This is a genomic window from Microbacterium sp. ISL-59 (assembly GCF_018613945.1).
Lineage (GTDB): Bacteria > Actinomycetota > Actinomycetes > Actinomycetales > Microbacteriaceae > Microbacterium > Microbacterium oxydans_B.
The window spans coordinates 188,360-212,080 of sequence record NZ_JAGGPG010000005.1 but is presented as its reverse complement, the minus strand read 5'-3'; the positions used below and the strand labels follow the sequence as shown (position 1 = coordinate 212,080).

Below are 23,721 nucleotides of genomic sequence, written 5' to 3'. Positions count from 1 at the left end.
CAAGGGGTTGCTTTCCGAAAATGTATGCGCTTACAATCACTGAGGCGGCGCGGGCCGCCAGTCATGACAGAGACGACATGAGGTGGCAGATGTCCGGTGGCAGAACACCGAGAGCGCGGATGATGGGACGCTGGCGCAGAGCCGCGATCGTCGGCCTTGCAGCAGCCGCAGTCGCACTGAGCGGCTGCAGCATCCAGATCACATCGCAACCCGATCCATCGATCGGCGACGACACGATGTTGATCAACGCCGACAAGGGCAACCCGTTCTTCACGAAGAACTTCAACCCGTACCTGACCAACGCGCGCACCGCGTCGAAATGGATCTACGAGCCGCTGATCCTGGTCAACCCGCTCGACGGCACGCTGAACCCCTGGCTCGCGACCGAGTGGACGCAGCCCGACGCCCGCACCATCGTCATGACGATCCGTGACGATGTCGAGTGGAGCGACGGCGAAGACCTGACCCCGGACGATGTGGCCTTCACGTTCCAGCTGCTCAAAGACAACCCCGCGCTCGACATCAAGGGCGCCTGGCAGCACCTGGAGAGCGTCGAGACCGAGGGCGACGACGTGATCATGCACCTCCAGACCGAGGACGCGCCTTCACTGTCGATCCTCGGGCTGACCATGATCGTGCCGGAGCACCTCTGGGCCGATGTGAAGAACGCGGACACCTACCGCAACGAGACGCCGGTCGGGACCGGGCCGTTCGTGCTCGGCAACTACAACGACCAGCAGTACTCGATGGACCGCAACCCCGACTACTGGCAGGCCGACAAGATCGAGATCGAGCACATCATCCTGCCCGCCACCAACTCGCAGCTCGACACCGTGAGCCGCGGGTATGACTGGGCCTACGCGTTCATCTCGGACGTGGAGGGCACCTGGGGTGCGGCGAGCCCGGACAACAACTGGTGGTTCCCGCCGGGCGGCGTGATCGCCCTGATGCCGAACCTCGAGGTCGCCCCGTTCGACGATGTGAACGTGCGGCGCGGCATCGCGCTCGCCCTCGATCGCGACGAGATCGCCGAGACCGCCTCCGAGGGGTACATGAAGCCGGCCGGTCAGACCGGACTCATCCTCCCGAACCAGGAGGAGTACCTCGACCCGAGCATCCCCGACCAGGGCATGATCACGCAGGACACGGATGCCGCACTCGCGGCCTTCGAGAAGGCGGGTTACACCCTCGACGGTGACCGGCTCGTGGACGCCGACGGCGAGCAGCTCGAATTCGCGCTCACCACGGCCAACGGCTTCACCGACTGGACCAGGGCGGCGCAGACCGTGCGCAGCCAGCTGGCCGAGGTCGGTGTGAAGGTCACGCTCAAGCTCCCGCAGCCCGCGGGGTACCAGAGCGCGATCAGCAACGGCGACTTCGAGATGGCGATCGGCGGCATGGGCAACGGTGACGTCTACCAGGCCTACAACAACCTGCTCTCGAGCGAGTTCTACGTGCCATCGGGCGAGACCACGGCCAACAACTTCGAGCGGTACCGCTCGGACGAGGTCGACGCACTGCTGGCCGAGTACCGCGAGACCGTCGACACGACCCGCCACGCGGAGATCGTGAAGGAGCTGCAGGGCATCGTCTACGACGAGCTGCCCGTGATCGGCCTGTACTACGGCGGCATCTGGGGTCTGTTCAACGACGCCAAGTTCACCGGCTGGCCCAGCGAGGAAGACCCGTACATGATCCCGCAGAACTACGACTCCGCGCCGCTGGGCATCTTCACGCGGCTCGAGCGAGTCAAGGAGGACGACAAGTGAAGTACGTGCTCCAGAAGTTCGGCCTGTTCGTCCTCACCCTGTGGGCCGCGGTCACCCTGAACTTCTTCCTCCCGCGCATGATGCCGGGCTCCCCGGCGGATGCCGCCATCGCCAAGCTGTCCCAGAACGGGCCGGTGTCCGACGCCACTCGCGCCGCCATCGAAGCCCAACTGGGTGTGCCGACCGGGTCGTTGTGGGACCAGTACATCGCCTACCTCGGCCAGGTCGTCCGGCTCGACTTCGGCGTCTCGTACACGTTCTATCCCCAGTCGGTGGCGAGCATGGTGTCGACGGCATTGCCGTACACGATCGCTCTCGTCGGCATCGTCACGATCCTCGCGTTCGTGATCGGAACCCTCATCGGCGTCGCGGCCGCCTGGCGTCGAGGTACCTGGCTCGACACGCTGCCGACGCTGACGGGCTCCTTCCTCAGCACGTTCCCCTACTTCTGGACCGCGCTGCTGCTGCTGTTCTTCTTCGGTTACGTGCTGCATTGGTTCCCGACCACGGGCGCCTACTCCGCGACGACGACACCCGGTTTCACCTGGGAGTTCTTCGGCGACCTCTTGAGCCACGCGTTCCTCCCCGCGCTCACGATCCTGCTCACCTCGCTCGGCGGCTGGATCATCGGGATGCGCAACGCCATGATCAACACGCTCGGTGAGGACTACATCACCTTCGGCGAGGCGAACGGGCTGCACGGCCGCACGATCGCCCTCCGCTACGCCGCGCGCAACGCGATCCTGCCGAACCTCACCGGCTTCGGGCTCACACTCGGCGGTGTCGTGGGCGGATCGATTCTCGTCGAGCAGGTCTTCGGGTATCCCGGCATCGGGTACCTGCTGTTCAACGCCGTGATCGGGCAGGACTACCCGCTCATGCAGGCGCTCTTCCTGATGATCACCGTGAGCGTGCTCATCGCCAACTTCCTCGTGGACATCCTCTACGGGGTTCTCGACCCGAGGACACGCCGATGACTTCCACCATGAACGTCAAGATCCCCGCCGAGCGCATCGCCGCGCCCAGCCCGTGGCGCGCCTTCGGGCGCATGGTCGCCACCCTCTGGAGCAACGGCAAGGCCCGACTCGGCCTCTGCATCCTCGCCTTCTTCGTGCTCGTCGCGGTGTTCGCCCCGGTCCTCGCCCCGTACGGTGCGAAGGAGAACGGGTTCGAGCGCAACGCCGACGCGTCCTGGGCGCACTGGCTCGGCACGACCGCCGCGGGGGAGGACGTGCTCAGCCAGCTCATCTACGGCGCGCAGATCAGCCTGCTCGTCGGCTTCGCTGCCGGCATCCTCTCGACGATCGTCGCTGTGCTCATCGGCCTCAGCTGGGGGTACATGCGCGGGTTCCTGGGCGAGGTGGTCGGCTTCATCGTCAACCTCTTCCTCGTGATCCCCGGGCTCCCGCTCATGATCGTGATCGCCGCGTATCTGCAGAACGGCGGGATCCTGATGATCATCGCCGTGATCGTGGTGACCGGCTGGGCGTGGGGTGCTCGTGTGCTCCGCAGCCAGACGCAGTCGCTGCGCGGCAACGACTTCGTCACCTCGGCGCAGTTCTCGGGCGACAGCAGGACGCGCATCGTGTTCCGCGAGATCCTGCCGAACATGACGTCGATCATCGCCGGCACGCTCTTCGGAGCGGCGACGGCCGCGATCCTCGCCGAGGCGGGACTCGAGTTCCTCGGCCTCGGCGACTCCAGCATCGTCAGCTGGGGCACCATGCTCTACTGGGCGCAGAACTCCAACTCCCTGCTCACCGGACAGTGGCTGCTGCTGTTCGCCCCCGGTCTGTGCATCGCACTGCTGGCGCTGAGCCTGACACTGATCAACTTCGGCGTGGACGGCATCTCCAATCCGCGCCTGCGAGAGGGGAAGGGCCGATGACCGCCATGGCACCTGCGACTTCAACCACGGGGAACGACATCCTGCTCGACGTGCAGCGGCTCTCGGTCGAATACGCCTCACCCGGGGCGACGCCGGTCGCCGCGGTCCACGATGTCTCGTTCTCGCTGCGCCGCGGCGAGTTCGTCGGACTGGTCGGTGAGTCGGGATCGGGCAAGTCGACGCTCGGCTTCGCGTTGACGCGGCTGCAGAAGCCGCCGGCGCGCATTAGCGGAGGCCGCATCCTCTTCGGCGGGCGCGACATCCGCGAGCTGGATGCCGAGGAGCTGCGTCGTCAGCGCCAGGGCGGGTTCGCGATGGTGCTGCAGTCGGGCATGAATGCACTGAACCCGGTGCGCACTGTGGGCAACCACTTCCGCGACATCTTCGCCGCCCACGGCCACGTGCCCAAGGGCGACCGGGAGGCCCGGGCCCGCGAGCTCATCGGCAAGGTCGGCCTCGACGCCTCGGTGCTCGCCCGCTACCCCGGGGAGCTCTCCGGCGGTATGCGCCAGCGCGCCTCGATCGCCCTCGCGCTCTCGCTGGAACCGCAGCTCATGGTCTTCGACGAGCCGACCACCGCGCTCGACGTGCTCGTGCAGCACGCCGTCATGGACACGATCAAGGAGCTGCAGCGGGCCGAGCAGTTCACGGCCATCCTCATCAGTCACGACCTCGGCATCGTGCTCGAGGCCACCGACCGGGTGATGGTGATGCACGAGGGGCGCATCGTCGAAGACGCGCCGAGCATCGACATCCTGCAGCGTCCGAAAGACGAGTACACGCGGATGCTGCTCAGCCACTACGCGGACCCGCGGGCGAAGACCCTGTCGATCCCCGGCTTCGTCGATCTCGGTACGCGGCGCAGTGAAGGCCGCTCGCGCACCGACGTCACCGAGACGCTGCCGACCGTGTCGTCGCGGGATGCGCGTCGCGCGGATGCGGCGATCGTGGTCGACGGGGTGTCGAAGCACTACCCGGCCCCGCGCCGTGGACAGGATGCCGTGACGGCCGTCGACGACGTGTCGTTCCGGCTCGAACCGGGGGAAGCGCTCGCGCTCGTCGGAGCCTCGGGCTCGGGCAAGTCGACCATCGCCAAGATGCTCACCGGTGTCGAGAAGCCGACCTCCGGTACCGTCCGCTTCGGCGATGTCGACGTGGCGACGCTCAAGCGCCGCGGTCTGCGCGACCTGCGCAAGGACGTGCAGATGGTGTTCCAAGACCCGTATGCGGCGCTGAACCCGCTGCACACGGTCGAGTACGCCCTGACGCGCCCGGTCATGAACTACACGAAGCTGCGCGGGCCGGAAGCCAGGGCGCGGGTGCTCGAGCTGCTCGAGACCGTGGGCCTCACGCCCGTCGAGCAGTTCGCGGCGAAGCTGCCGCATCAGCTCTCGGGTGGGCAGCGGCAGCGCGTCGTGATCGCCCGGGCGCTCGCGAGCGACCCACAGGTGCTCATCGCCGACGAGCCGGTCTCGATGCTCGACGTATCCCTGCGCGCGGGTGTGCTGGCGCTGCTGGAGGATCTGCGCGAGAGATGGGGCATCAGCATGCTCTACATCACGCACGACCTGCTGAGCGCGCGACTGGTGACCCAGAACATCCTGGTGCTCAACGGCGGCCGGGTCGTCGAGCGCGGCGAGACCGCCGAGGTGCTGCAGCATCCGGAGGACCCGTACACGATCCAGCTGCTGGATGCCGTGCCCAACCCCGCACGACTTCGCTGACCCACGACTTCATCACAGAGAGAGGAGAGCATTCGTGCTCGCATTCCCCGACGGCTTCCTGTGGGGCGCCGCGACAGCAGCCCACCAGGTGGAGGGCAACAACACCACGAGCAACTGGTGGGCGATGGAACACGCCCCCGGCTCGCCCATGGTCGAGCCCTCCGGCGACGCGGCCGACCATTTCCACCGCTACCCGGAGGACATGCGGCTGCTGGCCGCCGCCGGGCTGAACTCCTACCGGTTCTCGGTGGAGTGGGCGCGGATCGAGCCCGAGCGCGGCTTCGTCTCCCGGGCCATGCTCGACCACTACCGCCGCATGATCGACACGGCGCGCGAGAACGGGCTCGACCCGACGGTCACGCTCATGCACTTCACGGTGCCGCAGTGGTTCCAGAAGGATGGCTTCTGGCGTGCCGAGGACGCGGTCGACCTGTTCGCCCGCTACGTCGAGACCGTGCTGCCGATCCTCGACGGCGTCGAGTACGTCTGCACCATCAACGAGCCGAACATCGCCGCGATGCTGGCCGGGGGAGAGGATGCCGCGAACCTCGTGGCGTTCGGCCTCCCGAACCCCGACCTCGCCGTGGCCGACACCCTGCTCGATGCGCACCACCGCGCCTCCGAGATCCTGCACTCGGTGCCCGGGGTCAAGGCCGGCTGGACCATCGCCACGCAGGCGTTCCACTCCACCGGTGAGCCGGGTGCCGACGAGATGCTGGCCGAGTACGGCGACCCGCGCGACCACTGGTACCTGGATCAGTCGGCCGGCGACGACTTCGTGGGCGTGCAGGCGTACACGCGCACGTTCATCGGGCCGGAGGGTCCGCTCCCGGTGTCGTCCGACGTGGAGACCACGCTCACCGGCTGGGAGTTCTTCCCCGAGGCGCTCGAGCTCGGCGTGCGCAGCGCGTGGGAGCGCAGCGGCGGCGTGCCCGTGCTCGTGACCGAGAACGGTATCGCGACCTCCGACGACACCCGTCGCATCGCCTACACGCAGGGTGCGCTCGAGGGACTGCACCGCGCGATCTCCGACGGCATCGACGTGCGGGCGTACCAGCACTGGAGCGCGCTGGACAACTACGAGTGGGCCAGCGGCTTCGCCCCCACCTTCGGGCTGATCGGCTTCGACCGCGAGACGTTCGTGCGCACCCCGAAGCCCTCGCTGGCCTGGCTCGGGGAGGTCGCGCGCCGCAACGCGCTCTGACTTCGGGGGCTACGCTCAGGTCATGACGCACGCGATGCCCGCGACGCGGCAGGACCGGATCCGATCCGCAGCCGCGGGCCTGAGCGCGGCCGTCGTCGCCGTCGGCCTGGCCGAACTCGTCGCGGCGATCGTGGAGCCGAGCGCGAGCCCGTTCGCCGTGATCGGGAGCGGACTCATCGACCTCGCGCCGAGCTGGGCGAAAGACGCGGCCATCGCGCTGTTCGGCACCGGCGACAAGGTGGCGCTGATCGTGGGGGTCGCCATCGTCCTCGCGGTCGTCGCCGCGCTCGCCGGCGTCCTGGAGCTGCGGCGCCCTCCGATCGGGGCCGTGATCCTCGCCGCCCTCGGCGCGCTCGCCGTCGTGGCCGCGATGATCCGCCCCGGTGCGGGGCCGTTCGCCTGGCTCCCCGGCCTCGTCGCCGGTCTCGTCGCGGTGATCGTCGTGCGGATGCTGGTGCAGCGGCTCCGGCCCGTCGCTGGAATCGCCCCCGACGACGTCGACCGGCGCCGATTCTTGGTCTGGACGACCGGTGCCGCGGCCGCCGGACTCGTGCTCCTGATCGTCGGGAACGTCGCACGTGGGGCGAGCCGCTCGATCGAGGTGGTCCGTGACGCGCTGCGGCTGCCCAAGCCGGCGCGAGCGGCGGCGCCGGTCCCTGTCGGCGCCGACCTGGAGATCCCCGGCCTCGCTCCCGTCGTCACCCCGAACGCCGAGTTCTACCGCATCGACACCGCACTGATCGTGCCTCGGATCGACCCGGCCGACTGGTCGCTGCGCATCCACGGGATGGTCGACCGCGAGGTGCGCCTCACGTGGGACGAGCTGGTCGCGCTGCCGATGCAGGAGTCCGACGTGACTCTCGCGTGCGTGTCGAACGAGGTCGGCGGATCGCTGATCGGCAACGCCCGCTGGCTGGGCGTTCCGGTGCGCGAGCTGCTCGCGCGCGCGGGTGTGGAGCCCGACGCCGACATGGTGCTGTCGACCTCGTCCGACGGCTTCACGGCGTCCACTCCGATCGAGGCGCTCACCGACGACCGCGACGCGCTGCTGGCCGTCGGCATGAACGGCGAGCCGTTGCCGATCGAACACGGGTTCCCGGCGCGACTCGTGGTCCCCGGGCTGTACGGATACGTGTCCGCCACGAAGTGGGTCACGCAGCTGGAGGTCACCCGTTTCGACCGGGCCACCGCGTACTGGACCACACGGGGATGGTCCGAGCGCGGCCCGATCAAGCTGCAGTCCCGCATCGACGTGCCGCGTCGAGGCCAGTCCGTTCCGGCCGGCGACACCGTGATCGCGGGGATGGCGTGGCAGCAGCAGGTCGGCATCGCCGGGGTCGAGGTGCGCATCGACGACGGGCCGTGGCAGCGTGCCGAGCTCGCAACCGCCATCTCGGCCGACACGTGGGTGCAGTGGAGTCTGGCGTGGACCGCGGAGAGTGGATCGCACACCGTCGAATGCCGGGCGCTCAGCGTCGAGGGGGAGACCCAGACATCGGATCCGGCGCCGCCGGCACCCGACGGCGCGCAGGGATGGCACCGCATCGACGTCTCGGTGGCCTGAGCGCGTAACCTCCGGTGCCCGGACACCTAGAATTGCTCCATGCCCGCAGGCGAATCCTTCTACATCACCACGCCCATCTACTACCCCTCCGACGTGCCGCACATCGGTCATGGGTACACGACGGTGGCCGTCGACACGCTCGCACGGTGGCACCGCCAGGCGGGGGATGACACCTGGATGCTCACCGGCACCGATGAGCACGGCCAGAAGATGCTGCGCGCCGCGGCGGCCAACAACGTGACGCCGCAGGAGTGGGTCGACAAGCTCGTCACCGAGAGCTGGTTCCCGCTGCTGACGACGCTCGACGTCGCCAACGACGACTTCATCCGCACCACGCAGGAGCGCCACGAGACGAACGTGCAGACGTTCTTCCAGCGGCTCTACGACCGCGGCTACATCTACGCCGGCGAGTACGAGGCGCTCTACTGTGTGGGCTGCGAGGAGTTCAAGCCCGAGTCGGAGATCGTCGACGGCACCGGTCCCTTCGAGGGGCTGAAGGTCTGCGCCATCCACTCGAAGCCGCTGGAGCTGCTGCAGGAGAAGAACTACTTCTTCAAGCTGAGCGAGTTCCAGGATCGTCTGCTCGAGCTCTACAAGACACAGCCCGATTTCGTGCGCCCGGATTCCGCGCGCAACGAGGTCGTGTCGTTCGTGAGCCAGGGCCTGAAGGATCTGTCGATCTCGCGTTCGACCTTCGACTGGGGCATCCCGCTGCCGTGGGACGAGTCGCACGTCATCTACGTGTGGGTCGACGCCCTGCTCAACTACGCCACGGCCGTCGGCTACGGCTCCGACGAGGAGACGTTCGAGCGCCGTTGGCCCGCGTACCACGTGGTGGGCAAGGACATCCTGCGCTTCCACGCGGTGATCTGGCCCGCCCTCCTGATGGCCGCCGGCCTCGAAGTGCCCCAGGGCGTCTTCGCGCACGGCTGGCTGCTCGTCGGCGGCGAGAAGATGTCGAAGTCGAAGCTCACCGGCATCGCGCCGACCGAGATCACCGACGTGTTCGGCTCCGACGCATACCGCTTCTACTTCCTCTCCGCGATCGCGTTCGGTCAGGACGGGTCGTTCTCGTGGGAAGACCTGTCGGCCCGCTACCAGGCCGAGCTCGCGAACGGCTTCGGCAACCTCGCCTCGCGCACCACGGCGATGATCGAGAAGTACTTCGAAGGCGTCGTGCCGCCCGCGGCCGAATACACCGAGAAGGATCTCGCGATCCAGAAGATCGTGGCGGATGCGGCGTCGAACGCGGATGCCGCGGTCGCGCAGTTCCGCATCGACGAGGCCATCTCGTCGATCTGGACGATCGTCGACGCGCTCAACGGCTACATCACCGAGAACGAGCCGTGGGCGCTCGCTCGCGACGAGGCTCAGCGCGGTCGCCTCGGCACCGTGCTGTACACCTGCGCCGAGGGACTGCGTGCGCTCGCGGTGCTGCTCTCGCCCGTGATGCCGCAGTCGACCGAGAAGCTCTGGGTCGCACTCGGTGCCGCCGAGACCCTGGGCCGTCTGCAGGACCAGCCGATCCGCGAGGCGGGAGCCTGGGGCGTGCTGCGCCCCGGCACCAGCGTCAACGGTCTCGCGCCGCTGTTCCCCCGGGTGGAGTCCACGGCCTGAACCATGTCGGGGACGTATGTGCAGCGCCGTGACAATGACGGTCGCAAGGATCTGAAGTATCCGGCGGCCCCCGAGCCGCTCACGGTCCCGGTGTACGACAACCACGCGCACCTGGAGATCGTCGACGGTGATGACCCGTTGTCGTTGACCGAGCAGCTCGATCGGGCGGCGGCGGTGGGCATCGCCGGGGTCGTGCAGGCGTCGGGCGACATCGAGTCGTCGCGGTGGGCGGTCGAGGCCGCAGCATCCGATCCGCGCGTGCTCGCGGCCGTCGCCATCCATCCGAACGACGCGCCGACCTATGCGGAGGAGGGCCGCCTCGATGAGGCTCTCGCGGTGATCGACGAGCTCGCCGCCCACCCGCGCACCCGGGCGATCGGCGAGACGGGGCTCGACTTCTTCCGCACCGAGCCCGAGCGGCAGGCGCCGCAGTTCGCCTCGTTCGAGGCGCACATCGCGCTGGCGAAGAAGCACGGCATCGCCATGCAGATCCACGACCGCGACGCGCACGATGCGGTGTTGGAGACCCTGACCCGGGTCGGCGCCCCCGAGCGCACGGTGTTCCACTGCTTCTCGGGCGACGACGCGATGGCGCGCGTGTGCGCCGATGCCGGGTATCACCTGTCGTTCGCGGGAAACGTGACGTTCAAGAACGCCCAGAACCTGCGGGATGCGTTGAAGGTCACCCCGCTCGATCGCATCCTGGTCGAGACGGACGCGCCGTTCCTCACTCCGGTGCCGCTGCGGGGTCGTCCGAATGCGCCCTACCTCGTGCCGATCACGGTGCGCTTCATGGCGGCCGAGCTCGGCATCGAGGTCGATGAGCTGTGCGCCCAGCTGGCCGAGAACACCCTGCGGGTCTACGGCTCGTTCGCCGACTGACTCGCCGGATCGGCGACGGGCTTCGCCGACACGATCTGCGAGATCGGCTTCCACACCAGCAGCAGCGTGAGGGCCGCGCCCACGAACGCGAACCACCACGGTGCCGTGAGACCCCACACCTGGGCGATCACGCCGCCGAGCGCCTGGCCGACGACCATGCCGCCGAATACCCCGACCATGTTCACCGAGGCCACGCGCCCCTGCAGCTCGGCGGGGACCAGCCGCTGCCGCACGGTCGTGGAGATCGTGCCCCACACGAACGCGTAGGCGCCGAAGAAGAACATGATGATCAGCGCCACCCAGCCCGTGGTGGTGAGCGCGAACGACAGGTGCATGAGCACCTCGAGCGAGAGCACCACCCGCATCAGGGTCGCGAACGACACGTGCCGCTCCAGCCAGCCGAAGCTGAGCGTGGCGAGGATGCCGCCCGCCGCGGATGCGGTCGTGAGCGCTCCGTAGCCGACCGCGCCCATGTGCAGGTGCTCGGTGGCGTAGAGCACGAGCACGCCCCAGGGGGCGGCCCAGGTGATGTTGAAGACCAGGATGATGAGCACCAGCATGCGCACCGGCGGATTGCGCCACAGCCAGCGGATGCCCTCGGCGATGTCGGTGTGCACGGGCGGATGCGTGTCGGTCTCGCGCGGAGGGACGGGCGTCTTCGCCATGCGCGAGATGAGCACGACCGCGAAGCTCACGCACACGACCTCGAGCAGGAACGGCCAGGCGGTGCCCGCGGCGAACAGGAAGGCGCCCAGCGGCGGGCCGGCGAACTGATTCGCGACGAGGTATCCGGCCTGCAGGCGGGCGTTGCCGATGCCGAGGTCGGCGGGCTTCACCAGCATCGGCAGCAGCGTGCTGCCCGCCGTGTCGACGAAGACCTCGGCCGTGCCGTAGAGGAAGGCCACCGCGAGCACGATCCAGATGTTCGCGACGCCCGTCACGAGGAACGCGCACAGGGCGAGGAGGACCACTGCCCGCGCGGCATTGGCGAACATGACCAGTCGGCGGCGGTCGAAGCGGTCGGCGATCGCACCCGCGTGCAGCCCGAACAGCAGCCACGGGAGGAACTGCAGGATCGCGCCGGATGCCACCAGGATCGGCGACGAGGTCATCGACGCGATCAGCAGGGGAGCGGCCGCGAGTGCCACGCCGTCGCCGATGTTGCTGGTCCACGACGAGGCGAGGAGCCAGCGGAAGTCGCGGCCCATGCGGCGGGGCGCGACGAGTTCACCGAGGGAGGGCACCAGAGAAGACTACTGACGGCGGGGGACATCGGCGGGGGACACCGGGAGAGTAGGGGACAATGGCAGGATGACCGTCACCCTGCTCGGCGCCTCCGAGATCCGCCGACTCGCCGCCGAGCTCGACGTCACTCCGACCAAGAAGCTCGGCCAGAACTTCGTCACCGACGCGAACACCGTCCGCAAGATCGTGCAGGCGGCCCGCGTGCAGCCGCACGAGCGCGTGGTCGAGGTCGGTCCGGGGCTGGGTTCCCTGACCCTCGCGATCCTCGAGACCGGAGCATCCGTCACGGCCGTCGAGATCGATCACCGCCTCGCGGCCCGGCTGGCCCAGACCGCCGCCGAGCACGGCGTCGAGGCCGACCGGCTCACCGTCGTCGATGCGGATGCGCTGCGCATCACCGAACTGCCGGGCGAGCCCACGGTGCTGGTCGCGAACCTGCCCTACAACGTCTCGGTGCCGGTGCTGCTGCATTTCCTCGAGAACTTCGCCTACCTGCAGCGCGGTGTGGTGATGGTGCAGGCCGAGGTCGCCGAGCGTCTGGCCGCGAAGCCGGGGTCGAAGATCTACGGCTCACCCAGCGTCAAGGCTGCCTGGTACGGGGAGTGGAAGCTCTCCGGGAACGTCTCGCGCCAGGTGTTCTGGCCGGTGCCGAACGTCGACAGCCTGCTCGTGGGCTTCGACCGCTCCGAGGGGGAGCGCGGCACCGAAGACGAGCGTCGCCGCACGTTCAAGATCGTGGATGCCGCGTTCAACCAGCGCCGCAAGATGCTCCGCCAGGCACTGTCGGGGATCTTCGGCAGCTCAGCGGTGGCGTCCGAGGTGCTGATCGCCGCCGGCGTCGCCCCCACGGCCCGCGGCGAAGACCTCACGGTCGAGGACTACCAGCGCATCGCTGCACAGGCGCCAGGGACTAATCTGGCACCGTGACCGACTCCCCCCGCTTCCGCCCCGATGTCCCCGAGCTGCACCGTCCGTACGCTGCGGACGAGAGCCGTTATCAGCAGTTCGACTACCGCCAGGTCGGCACGTCCGGTCTGTACCTGCCCCCGATCTCGCTCGGGCTGTGGTGGAACTTCGGCGACAACATCCCGCTCGACAACCAGCGCGCACTGCTGCGCCACGCGTTCGACCGCGGCATCACGCACTTCGACCTGGCGAACAACTACGGCCCGCCCTACGGCTCGGCCGAGAAGAACTTCGGGCGCATCTTCGCCGAGGACCTCCGCCCGTACCGCGACGAGCTGATCATCTCGTCGAAGGCCGGCTGGGACATGTGGCCCGGCCCCTACGGCGACTTCGCGAGCCGCAAGTACATCCTCGCGAGCGCCGAGCAGTCGCTGACCCGCATGGGCCTCGACTACGTCGACATCTTCTACTCGCACCGCGTCGACCCGGTCACCCCGATCGAGGAGACCGTCGGTGCGCTCGACACGCTCGTGCGCCAGGGCAAGGCCCTCTACGTCGGCATCTCCTCGTACAGCGCCGAGCGCACGGCCGAGGCCGTCGCCGTCGCCAAGGACCTCGGCACGCCCTTGGTCATCCACCAGCCCGCGTACTCGATCCTGAACCGCTGGGTCGAAGACGGTCTGACCGACACCCTCGAGCAGTCGGGCCTGGGCGCGATCGCCTTCACCCCGCTCGCGCAGGGGCTGCTCACCGACAAGTACCTCGGCGACGGCACGGCCGAGCGCGCCCAGAAGCGCGGGTCGCTGCCGGATGGGCGACTCACGGATGAGGCCGTACAGACCCTGCGATCGCTGAACGAGGTCGCGCAGAGCCGTGGACAGTCGCTCGCGCAGCTGGCGCTGCAGTGGACGCTGCGCAACCCGGTCGTCGCCTCCGCGCTGATCGGCGCCTCGCGGCCCGAGCAGCTCGATGAGAACATCGCCGCCGTCAACGGTCCGGACTTCACCGCGGAGGAGCTGACCCGCATCGACGAGCTCGCCGGGGCGATCGACGTGAACCTGTGGGCGAAGTCCTCGGAGCTGTGATCCGATCATGAGCCACGCCGCGTTCACCGACTCCGTGCACGTGCGCGCCCCGGGGAAGATCAACGTCTACCTCGGGGTCGGCGGCAAGCACGACGACGGCTATCACGCGCTGGCGACGGTCTTCCAGGCGGTCTCGCTGTATGAAGACGTGATCGCCCGCCCGGCCGACGACTTCTCGGTCACGGTCGCAGGCGTGGAGGACATCGGCTCGGTCCCGCTCGACGACCGCAACCTGGCGATGCGCGCCGCCAAGCTGCTCGCACTCGCTGTCGACCACCAGGGTGGCGTCGCGCTCGAGATCCGCAAGAGCGTTCCCGTCGCCGGCGGCATGGGCGGAGGGTCGGCGGATGCCGCTGCCGCTCTGGTCGCGTGCGACGCGCTGTGGGGGACCGGGCTCTCGCAGGCCCGGCTGCACGACCTCGCCGCCCGTCTCGGCGCCGACGTGCCGTTCGCCCTGCACGGCGGCACCGCGGTCGGCACCGGCCGCGGCGATCAGCTCAATCCGGCGCTCGCGCGCGGACGCTTCGACTGGATCCTGGTGCCGAGCGACAAGGGGCTCTCGACGCCGGTCGTCTACGAGCGCCTCGACATCCTGCGCGAGGAGGAGGGCGCCCTCGCCGACGACCCGCCGCTGTCGCTCGACGTGCCGATCCCGGTGCTGCAGGCGCTGCGGACGGGCGATCCCGCCCAGCTCGCCGAGACCCTGTTCAACGACCTGCAGGCCGCCGCGCTGTTCGAGCGCCCCGACCTCGCCGACACCATCCGACAGGGCGTCGCGGCGGGTGCGCTGCAGGGGATCGTGTCGGGCTCCGGTCCCACCGTCGCCCTACTCTGCCCCGACCCCGAGACGGCGCAGGACGTGCAGTCCTCCCTGCGCGAGATCGGCCTCGACCCGCTCCACGTGCACGGCCCCGTGCCGGGTGCGCGCATCATCGGCTGACACCCGCTTCCCGCGCCTCACCCCGCCTGCAACAACGCACTCACCCGGTAGGGGATGACCTCGCGGAGGAACAGGCTCGTCGAGGTGCGGAGGATGCCGGGGCAGAGGCGCACGACCTCAGCCACGCGGTAGAGGTCGTCGGGGTCCTTGGCCACGACGCGCAGCAGCAGGTCGGTGTCGCCGGCGGGGGCGAAGCACTCCAGCACTTCGGGGACCCGGCTGAGCGCATCGATCGCGGCGGTGATCTGGTGCTGATCGAGCTCGACGAGGATCGAGGCCGCGACGCCGCGCCCCAGCGCCTGCGGGAGGATGCGCGCGCTGTGGGCGCGCAGATACCCGCCGGATTCGAGGCGGTCGAGCCGGGCGTGCACGGTGCCGCGGGCGAGGCCCAGATCCTGGGCGATCAGGGCGACCGGGCGGCGGGGGTCGGTGTCGAGTACTCCGAGGATTCTCCGGTCGGTCTCGTCGAGGTTGGCCATTTCGATCACCATCGCCTTTCTCGCGGGGTCAGGATTGATCGGATCGATCAATCAGAAATCACTCTATGGTCTGAATGCGCGTCTCGTGGTGAGATATCTGTCAGATACGCAGAATGCCTGCCACGAGCGGGCATCACGCGCACTCGACGGAAGGCCACAAGCCGCACACGCCGGGTGGCGACGGCGACCGGCCACGAGCCTCAGCCGCCGATCGGATATCAGTCCCGAGGGAGCAGCAGTCGTAGCTGCACCATGGCCGAGAACCGGGCCTCGGGGTCGGTCAGATCGAGTCCGCTGATCTCCGACAGCCGGCGCAGCCGGTAACGGAACGTGTTGGGGTGGGTGTAGACGCGCGCCGCGGCCACGGCCACATCGCCGAACGCATCCAGCCAGGCCCGCAGCGTCTCCACCAGGTGCGTGCCCTTCTCCCGGTCCTGCGCCAGCAGCTGAGCGACGGGACCGGTGGGTTGGTCGCCACGGGAGCGCACGAGATCCCCGAGTTCGACGAGCAGGGCCTCCATCTGCACCGCCGTGAAGCGGGCGACGGGCTCGTGCGACGGCGCCTGGCGGACCACTCGGAGGGCGCGGTCGGCATTCGCGCGCGATGCGGGGATGCCCGCCGCGCCCTCTGCGACGGTGCCGACGCCGATGCGGATCTCGCGTGCTGCGCCGAGCCGGCCCAGAAAGTCGGTCGCGACGCGGGCGGCGCGGCTGTCGGCGTCGGGGTGCTCCGCGCCCGTCTCGGCGTCGGAATGCTCCGGTCGGATGCCGACGACCGCATACACGACGTTGCCGATCATGGCGACAGCCGAACGGAGGTAGACGGCACCCAGGTGCACGGCGAAGGCATCGGCGATCCGTTGCCGCTCGGCCACACCGCGGGCGCCGGCGGACGGTTCGTCGTCGACGTCTTCCGCGGCGGACAGCGCGAGCACGACGCAGCGATGATCGCTGAGACGCAGCCGCGCGGTGGCATCCGCCGCTCCGGGGCCGCCCTCGAGGATCGTGGCGAGAAGGTCGGCCCGCAGTCGGCGCTCGACGTCGGCGCCGGCCCGCAACCGCAGCATGTGCAGAGCGACCAGCCCGGCGGAGTCCTTGAGCGCCCGCACGCGATCGGGGGACAGTGGCTCTTGCACGGCCGCCCAGATGGAGCCGAGGATCTCGTCGCCGGCGCGGACGGCGAGCGCCACGCGCGGGAACGAGGGGAGTCCTTCGGTGTTGTTCACGGGGCCGACGTCGATCGGGTCGACGCTGCGGTAGAGCTCCTGGAAGACGCCGCGCTCCTCGAGCTGACGTGCGAACCGCTCAGGCACCTGCCGCCCGAGCACCGTCTCGATGCGGGCGGGATCGGCCTCGTGCTGGCGTCCGGAGAAGGCGACGACGCGGGAGTTGCGGTCCTCGATCGTGACCGGCGCGTTCAGCAGGGTGGCGATCGCGTTGGCGAGGGCGAAGAGGTCGCCGGACGGCATCCCGCCGAGTGTCGTGGCCCCCTGTTCGCCGACGTCGCCCTCGGCGATCAACGAGCGCAGCATCGCCGCCAGCTGCGCCCAGGAGGCGCCGCGGGTGAGGGCGAGCACGGGGATGCCGGACGCCTCGGATGCTTCGCGCACCGGCAGCTCGGCTCGCACCGGCGCACGCAGCACCAGGGCGCAGGCCTGCTGCGCGGCGAGCACCCGGAGCAGCTCCGCGATCTCATCCGGATCGCTCAGGCCGACGCCCAGAACGAGCGCGCCTCGCATCGGCATCGCATCGTCGAGGACGTCGTGGATGACGACGGTCTCGATCTCGGCGTCGTCGTCGGCCGCGCCGCTGACCACCTCGAGCAGGGTGTTGCCGAGGTCTTCGATGACCCGGCCGAGGCTGGCGCGGGGCCTTGTCGTCACGGACATGAGCACAGGGCCCAGGCTAGGGGGCGACCACCGGTCGCGGAGCTGTGGGGCACGACGAAATCGTATCGACAGTTGGTCGATCTCGACAGGCTCGTCGTGCCCCGGCGCCTCCGCTCAGAAGGTGATCCACTCCGTGCGCACCGTCACGGCATCCAGCGCATCGGCATCCGGGGTCACGCCGATGCCCGGTCCGGTCGGGACCGTCAGCGTGCCGTCCTCGACGACGAACGGCTCGGTGATGTCGCGTGAGTAGTAGCGGCCGGAGCCCGAGGTGTCGCCGGGGAGGGTGAAGCCCGGGAGAGCGGCGAGGGCGACGTTCGCGGCCCGGCCGATCCCGGTCTCCAGCATCCCGCCGCACCACACCGGGATGTCGTTCGCCACGCACACGTCGTGGATGCGACGGGCCTCGAGGTAGCCGCCGACGCGGCCGGGCTTGATGTTCACGATCGAGCAGGCACCCAGGGCGATGGCATCCGCCGCGGCACGCGCCGACACGATCGACTCGTCGAGGCACACCGGGGTCGTGATGGCCTTCGCGAGCTGGGCATGGCCGAGCAGATCCTCCTCGTCGAGCGGCTGCTCGATCAGGAGCAGGTCGAACGGGTCGAGCTTGGCGAGGTGTCGGGCGTCGCCCCGGTGATAGGCGGTGTTCGCGTCGACCTGCAGCAGCACGTCGTCGCCGAACCGCTCGCGCACGGCACGGACGGGATCGATGTCCCACCCCGGCTCGATCTTGAGCTTGATGCGCACGTAGCCCTCGTCGAGGTAGCCGTCGACCGCGTCGAGGAGCTCGGGGATCGAGTCCATGATGCCGACGGAGACGCCGCAGTCGACCCGGTCGCGCACGGCGCCCAGCTCGCGCGACAGCGGCACGCCCGTGGCCCGCAGCTCGGCGTCGAGGATCGCCAGCTCGACGGCGGCCTTCGACATGCGATGCCCCTTGAACTTCGCGAGAGCCGGAGCCACGCCACCGGCATGCAGGTCCTTCACCTGCGCGAGCGCCGGCAGCAGGAATCGGGTGATGACGTCGACGCTCGCCTCCACGTACTCGGAGGAGTACAGCGGGTCGTTCATCGCGACGCCCTCGCCCCAGCCCTCCGCCTCGTCGGTGACGGCCCGCACGATCAGCGCCTCGCGCACGGTCTGCACGCCGAACGACGTGCGGAACGGCGACACCAACGGCATCTCGATCACACGCAGCTCGAATCCGGTGAGCTTCATCCCTGTTCTCCTCTGTCGATGGTGTACGCGCCGGAGCGATCGAACGAGAGCACGCGCCCTCCGCCCTCCAGCGCAGATCCGAGCGTCTCCCGCAGGGCCAGGCGCCACGCGGTCGCGCGGGCGGGCTCGGCGAGACGCAGCGACTCGATGTCGCGCGGCAGCGCCACACGCACGAGCCGCGCGTCGGTGCGATGCCGGAGTGGCCCGAGGTCATCACCCACGCTGAGCAGCGCCGCACCGTCGTGTCCGCTCGCGGGCACAGGCTCCCCATGACAGGCGGCGACGACCCGCGGATCCCGCACATACCAGGTGACGAGCATCCGGTCGGTGTCGTCCGCACCGTTGAGCGCGTCGGCCATGTGCCCGTAGAAGTTGCGGTGGTACGACGTGGGCGTCGCAGCGAGCTTCACGAGATTGAAGTGGGCGTTGCGGCTGATGAGCGGATCGAACGTCCAGGAGATCTCGTCGAGTCCCTCCTCGAGCGCCCAGGCGCGCTGATGCACCTTGAGCGCGAAGCCGACGCTGCGCCCGCGCATCCGTGCCGAGACTCCGGCGATGTGGCTGTGCAGGGCGCGCTGATCCGGAGCCGCGAAGAAGCCGAAGCAGGCGCCGACGAGCTCGTCGTGCTCGAACGCGCCGCCCACGTAGCTGCCGGCCTTCGACAGGGCACGCAGGGTCTCGACGTTGACCGGCGAGGTCTCGCCCTGCTTGGTCCAGATGCTCTGGAACAGCTCCGCCACCCGGGCGAAGTCCCCCACATCCTCGAGCAACCGGATCTCCACCCCCGCCCTCGACGCGGCGGCGCTCGCCGCGTCGGCGGCTTCCTCCGGCGAGGCGCGGAAAGCTGCGGCATCCGTCATGCTCATGCCCTTACTCCGGAGATCAGTCCCTGCAGCAGCAGGATGCGCTCCGGGATCATCTCCACGATCACGTGTTCGTCATCGGCGTGGGCTCCGCCGCCCACCGCGCCGAGGCCGTCGAGGGTCGGAACCCCCAGCGCCGCGGTGAAGTTGCCGTCGGACGCTCCACCCACCGCGACGCCTTCGAACGGCGTCAGACCGGCCTCCTGGGCGATCGCCACGGCGGCGCGGAACAGGTCCGCAGAGGCCTCGGGCTCCATCGGTCGACGGTTGGGACCGCCCTCCACGCGCACCGTGGCGCCGGGAAGCGTGGCGGGGAGGGCGCGGAGCGCCGCATCCACCCGGTCCTGCTCCGCGACCGTGCGCACCCGCACATCGACGGCGAACTCCGCATCGGCCGGCACCGTGTTCGTGGTGCTGCCGGCGCGCAGGAGCGTGGGCGTGACGCTGGTCCCCGCCGCCGCATCGCCGAGCTCGGAGACCGCGAGGAGGAGGTGCGCGGCCTCCACCGCCGCGTTCACGCCGCGCTCCGGTTCCAATCCGGCATGAGCCGCCCGCCCCGAGACGTGCAGCCGATAGAGCGAGACCCCCTTACGGGCGATCTTCACGGCGCCGCCGTCGGCCGACGCCTCGAGCACGAACACCGCGGCGCAGCCGAGCGCCTCCTGCTCGATCAGCGTGCGCGAGCTGGGGGAGCCGAGTTCCTCGTCGCCCGTGATCAGGATGACGACGCCCGTGCGGTCGCTGAGCGAGGCCACGGCGTGCAGAGCCATCACCACGCCCGTCTTCATGTCGAAGCATCCGGGACCGCGGAGCACGCCGTCATCGATGCGGAACGGATGCCGCCGCAACGAGCCGAGCGGCCACACCGTGTCGTGATGCCCGAGGAGCAGTACCGCGGGATCGCCGAACCGCCACCGCAGATGCGTACGACCGTCGATGACGATGCGTTCCGGCGCGACGCCCAGCAGGCGCTCGCCGAGGGCGGCGACGACATCGGCGCTGTGGGCGACGGCGTCGAGGTCATCGGAGGGCGACTCGCAGGAGACCAGTGTCTCGATGTCGGCGAGGACCAGGTCGAGGTCCACGCCGGCCTGCACCGGCATCACGACACCTTCGGCGCCGCGCGGACGCCGTGGTGCAGATAGCGCTCGCCGCCGGGCAGGGAGTAGAACACCACGGCGTGCCAGGCCTGCTCGCCCTCGGGGCGCATCACGAACTCGCCGCGACGGACGGGCACCAGCGGATGCTCCTGCACCGGGTCGGGAAGCATGGCGGCGAGCGGCCCGTTCAGGGTCGTGCGCATACGCAGGCCGTTCTCGTCGCGGAAGATCTCGGTGCGCACGCCCGAGCGGTCGTAGACGCCCTCGAACTCGGAGAAGTCATCCGAGAACGGCTCCTCGGGCGGAGTGAGGCCGGCCGGCAGCTCCAGCGCCGCCAGCTCGCGGAAGATCTCCCCGAACAGCTCGACGTAGAGATCGTGGGTGTTGCCGCCGTTGGTCAGCAGCGTCACTGCGAGGCCCTCCTCGGGGAGGATGCGCAGGAACGACGCCTGCCCGATCGTGTTCCCGTCGTGCCCGATGAGGCGGTGGCCGTTCCAGTCGAACAGGATCCAGCCCACGCCCCACGCGTCTCCGAGCGTGTACGGGTCGGGCATGTCCACCTCACGCTCCTGCATCCGCGCCACGGCGGCCTCGGACAGCACGCGCGTCCCATCGGCGGCCAGTCCGCCTGCCAGGTGCATGCGGGCGAAGGCGAGCACGTCGGCCGTGGTGGAGTTGATGAGTCCGGCCGGGCCCATCGATCGCGGGAGCATCCAGGCGGGCGCGAGGTGCGGACCGTCTTCGTCGACCACGGTGTGCCCGCTGGCCGCCCGGAACATGATCGCCTCCTCCGGGAGGGTCGAGGAGTGGGTGAGTCCGAGGGGCGTGAACACGAGGTCGCGCATGGCCTGATCCCAGGTCGTTCCGGTGACCTTCTCAATCACGCGCCCGGCCAGCGAGAATCCGGAGTTGCAGTACGACATGGTCGCACCGAGCGGGTGGTTCTGCGCGACGCCGTCCAGGAGCGCGACGTACTTCTCGAGTGTCTCGTCGCCGCGGCCGGTGTCGGTGAAGACGTCGCCGTCGATCCCACTGGTGTGATTCAGGAGGTGGCGCAGCGTCACTGTCCGCGTGATCTCCGGGTCGGAGGACGAGAACTCCGGCACGTACGAGACGACCGGGGCATCGAGGTCGAGGACGCCCTGATCGACGAGGCGCATGATCGCGGTCGTCGTCCACACCTTGCCCATCGAGCCGATCTGGAAGACGGAGTCGTCGGTGGTCTCGATGCCCGTGCGCGCGTTGAGTATGCCGTGGTGCGCATATACCGGCTCCTCGCCGAGACGCAGGATGCCGAGAGTCGCGCCCGGCACCTTGTGCGCTGCGGCCAGCGCGCTCAGTCGCTGCTGCCAATGACGGGCGTCGAGGCGGGCGCGCACGGGTGTGCCGGCCGGCGGCGCGTACTGCTCGACCCAGTCGATCACGCGCTGCGAGTAGTCGGCGCGGTGCGACGGAGGACCGGAGAGCACGAACAGGTGCGAGCCGCCGGGGTAGAGCACCAGGCGCGTGGACACGTCGCGTTCGCGCAGCGCTGTGAACCACTGCTCGGCCTGACCGACCGGGCAGCGGTCATCGGCCGCACCCTGCAGGATCAGAGTCGGGGTGGTGACCCGGTCGACCTGCGTGAACGGGGACTGCGCGGAGAGGCGCTCCTCATCGCGCCAGGGGAGCCCGCCGTTCTCCTTCGCCGAGAGGTAATGCCCGAAGTCGGAGGTGCCGCCCATCGAGAAGAGATCGGTGACCACGCCTCCGCCCACGGCCGCCGCGAAGCGGTCGTCGCGCGACGTGAGGAAGCAGGTCATGAATCCGCCGTAGCTGTATCCGGTCACGGCCAGTCGGGCCGGGTCTGCGATGCCCTCGGCGACGAGCTGGTCGATCGGCTCGAGGAAGTCGTTCGCGTCGTTGACGCCCCACCCGCCGGAGACCGCGGAGAAGAACGCGTCGCCGTAGCCGTCGCTGCCGCGGGGGTTGAGGGTGAGGATCGCCCAGCCGCGGCGCGCCAGCACCTGGTGGTACGGGTGGACGAGGTCGGCGGCACCGTTCCAGGCGTTGTGCGGACCGCCGTGGATGTCGAGCAGCAGGGGGAGCGGACCGGCGGCATCGGGATCGCGGCGCAGCCATCCCGTGACGACCGTGCCGTCGGCGATCGTGAAACGGCGCTCCTCCGCCGGGAGGAGATCGAATGCGGGTGTGCCGTAGTCGGTGAGGACACGCGTGGATCCATCCGTGAGGTCCAGCACCGCGATGTCGCCGAAGGATTCCGGCGTCGCGAGCGTGATCGCCGCGGAGGATGCCGCCACCGAGAGTCCTGACACGTTCGCGGTGCCGTCCACGAGGGCCGTGGCGCCCGAACCGTCCGGGGCGACGCGGTACACGTGCGAGTAGCCGTTGTCGCGGAGGCAGAACACGAGGTCCCCGCCGTCCGTGAACTGCGGCATGCCGCCCGGGTAGCCGGGACCACCCGGCATCACGTTGCGATCGAGACTGCGCGTGATGTTCTGCGGTTCGCCGCCGTCGACCGGGAACAGCAGGAGGTCCGCGTTACCGACCTCGGTGTCGGTGCGTCCGGCGGCGACGACATGGCGGCCGTCCGGCGTCCAGCCCACCGCGGTCGCCTGCACATCGGCGGCGCTGACCTGCACGGCCTCGCTGTTCGGATCGGTGGTGGAGCGGACGAACACGGGGACGCGCATCGTCAGATCCGCGTCATCCTCGACGCTCGCGGAGTAGGCGATCCGCGTGCCGTCGGGCGACCAGAACGGGTCGGAGGCGTGGGAGCGGCCGCGGGTGAGGACCGTCACCTTCCCCGAGTCGACGTCGAGCACGTGCAGCTGCTGCACGAGCGTGCCCAGATTGCCCGCACCATCGGCCTTGTAGCCCAGCCGGTCGGTCGAGGCCGGCGCCGAGCGTCGGGCGAGGATGGTCTCCGCGGTCTCGCCGGGAAGCGCCGCGCTGTCGACCGGGGCGGTGAACGCGATGTGTGCGCCGTCGGGGCTCCAGGCCGGAGCGCCGGCGCCGAGCGGGAGAGTCGTGAGTCCGCGGGCCTCGCCACCGCCGGCCGGGAGCAGCCAGAGCTGCGCCGGGCCGTCCTGCGCGCGTAGGAACGCGAGCTGCGACCCGTCGGGGCTCCAGACCGGGGTCGAGTCGGCCGTCGCGTGCGTGAGCGGGACGGGGTCACCGCCGGTGGTCGGCACCTGCCACAGGGCGCGCGTGTCCCGGTCGCCGTCGCGGTCGGTTGTCCGCAGCACGAAGGCGATGCGGGCGCCGTCGGGTGACAGTGCCGGTTGCTCGGGGGTGCGGACGGCGAGCAGGTCGTCGACGGTGACACGGTTCATGGGAGCTCCA

Annotated in this window: 18 protein-coding genes; 11 read left to right on the top strand and 7 right to left on the bottom strand. The window is 69.6% G+C overall.

Features of this window, described 5'->3' with window-relative positions:
- Window positions 1–77: 77 nt before the first annotated feature.
- From J7E45_RS17320 to J7E45_RS17285, 8 genes are read left to right on the top strand one after another with little or no spacing between them, the layout of a single operon-like run.
- Window positions 78–1,769 carry an ABC transporter substrate-binding protein gene (locus J7E45_RS17320; RefSeq protein WP_251054557.1) on the top strand — a complete coding sequence of 564 codons (1,692 nt, stop codon included), beginning with the start codon at window positions 78–80 and terminating at the stop codon, window positions 1,767–1,769.
- Window positions 1,766–2,746: an ABC transporter permease gene (locus tag J7E45_RS17315; protein ID WP_091031072.1), complete on the top strand. Its 981-nt coding sequence runs from the start codon at window positions 1,766–1,768 to the stop codon at window positions 2,744–2,746. Before J7E45_RS17320 ends, J7E45_RS17315 begins: the two co-directional genes overlap by 4 nt.
- Window positions 2,743–3,657, top strand: a complete 915-nt coding sequence (locus J7E45_RS17310) for an ABC transporter permease (RefSeq protein ID WP_167634521.1) — start codon at window positions 2,743–2,745, stop codon at window positions 3,655–3,657. Before J7E45_RS17315 ends, J7E45_RS17310 begins: the two co-directional genes overlap by 4 nt.
- The gene (locus J7E45_RS17305) at window positions 3,654–5,381 is read left to right on the top strand and encodes an ABC transporter ATP-binding protein (RefSeq protein ID WP_215070979.1); all 1,728 of its coding nucleotides are present in this window, start codon (window positions 3,654–3,656) and stop codon (window positions 5,379–5,381) included. Before J7E45_RS17310 ends, J7E45_RS17305 begins: the two co-directional genes overlap by 4 nt.
- Before the next feature lie 34 nt (window positions 5,382–5,415).
- Window positions 5,416–6,585, top strand: coding sequence for a glycoside hydrolase family 1 protein (locus J7E45_RS17300; RefSeq protein WP_215070977.1), 1,170 nt, complete (start codon window positions 5,416–5,418; stop codon window positions 6,583–6,585).
- Between the two features lie 22 nt (window positions 6,586–6,607).
- Window positions 6,608–8,149, top strand: a complete 1,542-nt coding sequence (locus tag J7E45_RS17295) for a molybdopterin-dependent oxidoreductase (RefSeq protein ID WP_251054553.1) — start codon at window positions 6,608–6,610, stop codon at window positions 8,147–8,149.
- A gap of 39 nt (window positions 8,150–8,188) precedes the next feature.
- On the top strand, window positions 8,189–9,766 hold the full coding sequence (gene metG, locus J7E45_RS17290) for a methionine--tRNA ligase (protein WP_215070975.1): 1,578 nt from the start codon (window positions 8,189–8,191) through the stop codon (window positions 9,764–9,766).
- Window positions 9,767–9,769: 3 nt separating this feature from the next.
- Window positions 9,770–10,648, top strand: a complete 879-nt coding sequence (locus J7E45_RS17285; RefSeq protein ID WP_215070972.1) for a TatD family hydrolase — start codon at window positions 9,770–9,772, stop codon at window positions 10,646–10,648.
- On the opposite strand, the gene J7E45_RS17280 is transcribed toward J7E45_RS17285, so the two are convergent.
- Complete coding sequence (locus tag J7E45_RS17280) at window positions 10,627–11,892, bottom strand: MFS transporter (protein WP_308162183.1); 1,266 nt, start codon at window positions 11,890–11,892, stop codon at window positions 10,627–10,629. The genes J7E45_RS17285 and J7E45_RS17280 overlap by 22 nt on opposite strands.
- 67 nt (window positions 11,893–11,959) lie before the next feature.
- Here J7E45_RS17280 and rsmA point away from each other — a divergent pair, with 67 nt between their 5' ends.
- Genes rsmA through J7E45_RS17265 form a run of 3 tightly spaced genes read left to right on the top strand, consistent with a single transcriptional unit; the run spans window position 11,960 to window position 14,824 of the window.
- Complete coding sequence (rsmA, locus tag J7E45_RS17275; RefSeq protein ID WP_215070970.1) at window positions 11,960–12,820, top strand: 16S rRNA (adenine(1518)-N(6)/adenine(1519)-N(6))-dimethyltransferase RsmA; 861 nt, start codon at window positions 11,960–11,962, stop codon at window positions 12,818–12,820.
- Entirely contained in the window at window positions 12,817–13,884 is a 1,068-nt protein-coding gene (mgrA, locus tag J7E45_RS17270; RefSeq protein ID WP_215070968.1) for an L-glyceraldehyde 3-phosphate reductase, read from the top strand. Before rsmA ends, mgrA begins: the two co-directional genes overlap by 4 nt.
- Before the next feature lie 7 nt (window positions 13,885–13,891).
- Window positions 13,892–14,824, top strand: a complete 933-nt coding sequence (locus J7E45_RS17265) for a 4-(cytidine 5'-diphospho)-2-C-methyl-D-erythritol kinase (protein WP_167634519.1) — start codon at window positions 13,892–13,894, stop codon at window positions 14,822–14,824.
- Window positions 14,825–14,841: 17 nt separating this feature from the next.
- Here the strand turns inward: J7E45_RS17265 and J7E45_RS17260 are convergent, their stop codons facing one another.
- The 6 genes from J7E45_RS17260 to J7E45_RS17235 all read right to left on the bottom strand — a co-directional run bounded on the left by J7E45_RS17260 (window position 14,842) and on the right by J7E45_RS17235 (window position 23,711).
- Window positions 14,842–15,303, bottom strand: coding sequence for an Lrp/AsnC family transcriptional regulator (locus J7E45_RS17260; protein WP_091031302.1), 462 nt, complete (start codon window positions 15,301–15,303; stop codon window positions 14,842–14,844).
- 218 nt (window positions 15,304–15,521) lie between these two features.
- On the bottom strand, window positions 15,522–17,186 hold the full coding sequence (locus J7E45_RS18230) for a helix-turn-helix domain-containing protein (RefSeq protein ID WP_215070966.1): 1,665 nt from the start codon (window positions 17,184–17,186) through the stop codon (window positions 15,522–15,524).
- A gap of 120 nt (window positions 17,187–17,306) precedes the next feature.
- The gene (gene menC, locus J7E45_RS17250) at window positions 17,307–18,413 is read right to left on the bottom strand and encodes an o-succinylbenzoate synthase (protein WP_091031046.1); all 1,107 of its coding nucleotides are present in this window, start codon (window positions 18,411–18,413) and stop codon (window positions 17,307–17,309) included.
- Window positions 18,410–19,279, bottom strand: coding sequence for a GNAT family N-acetyltransferase (locus J7E45_RS17245; RefSeq protein WP_215070964.1), 870 nt, complete (start codon window positions 19,277–19,279; stop codon window positions 18,410–18,412). The genes menC and J7E45_RS17245 overlap by 4 nt, the downstream gene beginning before the upstream one ends.
- Window positions 19,276–20,379, bottom strand: coding sequence for a M20 family metallopeptidase (locus J7E45_RS17240; RefSeq protein WP_215070962.1), 1,104 nt, complete (start codon window positions 20,377–20,379; stop codon window positions 19,276–19,278). Before J7E45_RS17240 ends, J7E45_RS17245 begins: the two co-directional genes overlap by 4 nt.
- Window positions 20,379–23,711: a serine hydrolase gene (locus J7E45_RS17235; protein ID WP_215070960.1), complete on the bottom strand. Its 3,333-nt coding sequence runs from the start codon at window positions 23,709–23,711 to the stop codon at window positions 20,379–20,381. Before J7E45_RS17235 ends, J7E45_RS17240 begins: the two co-directional genes overlap by 1 nt.
- Window positions 23,712–23,721 lie beyond the last annotated feature (10 nt).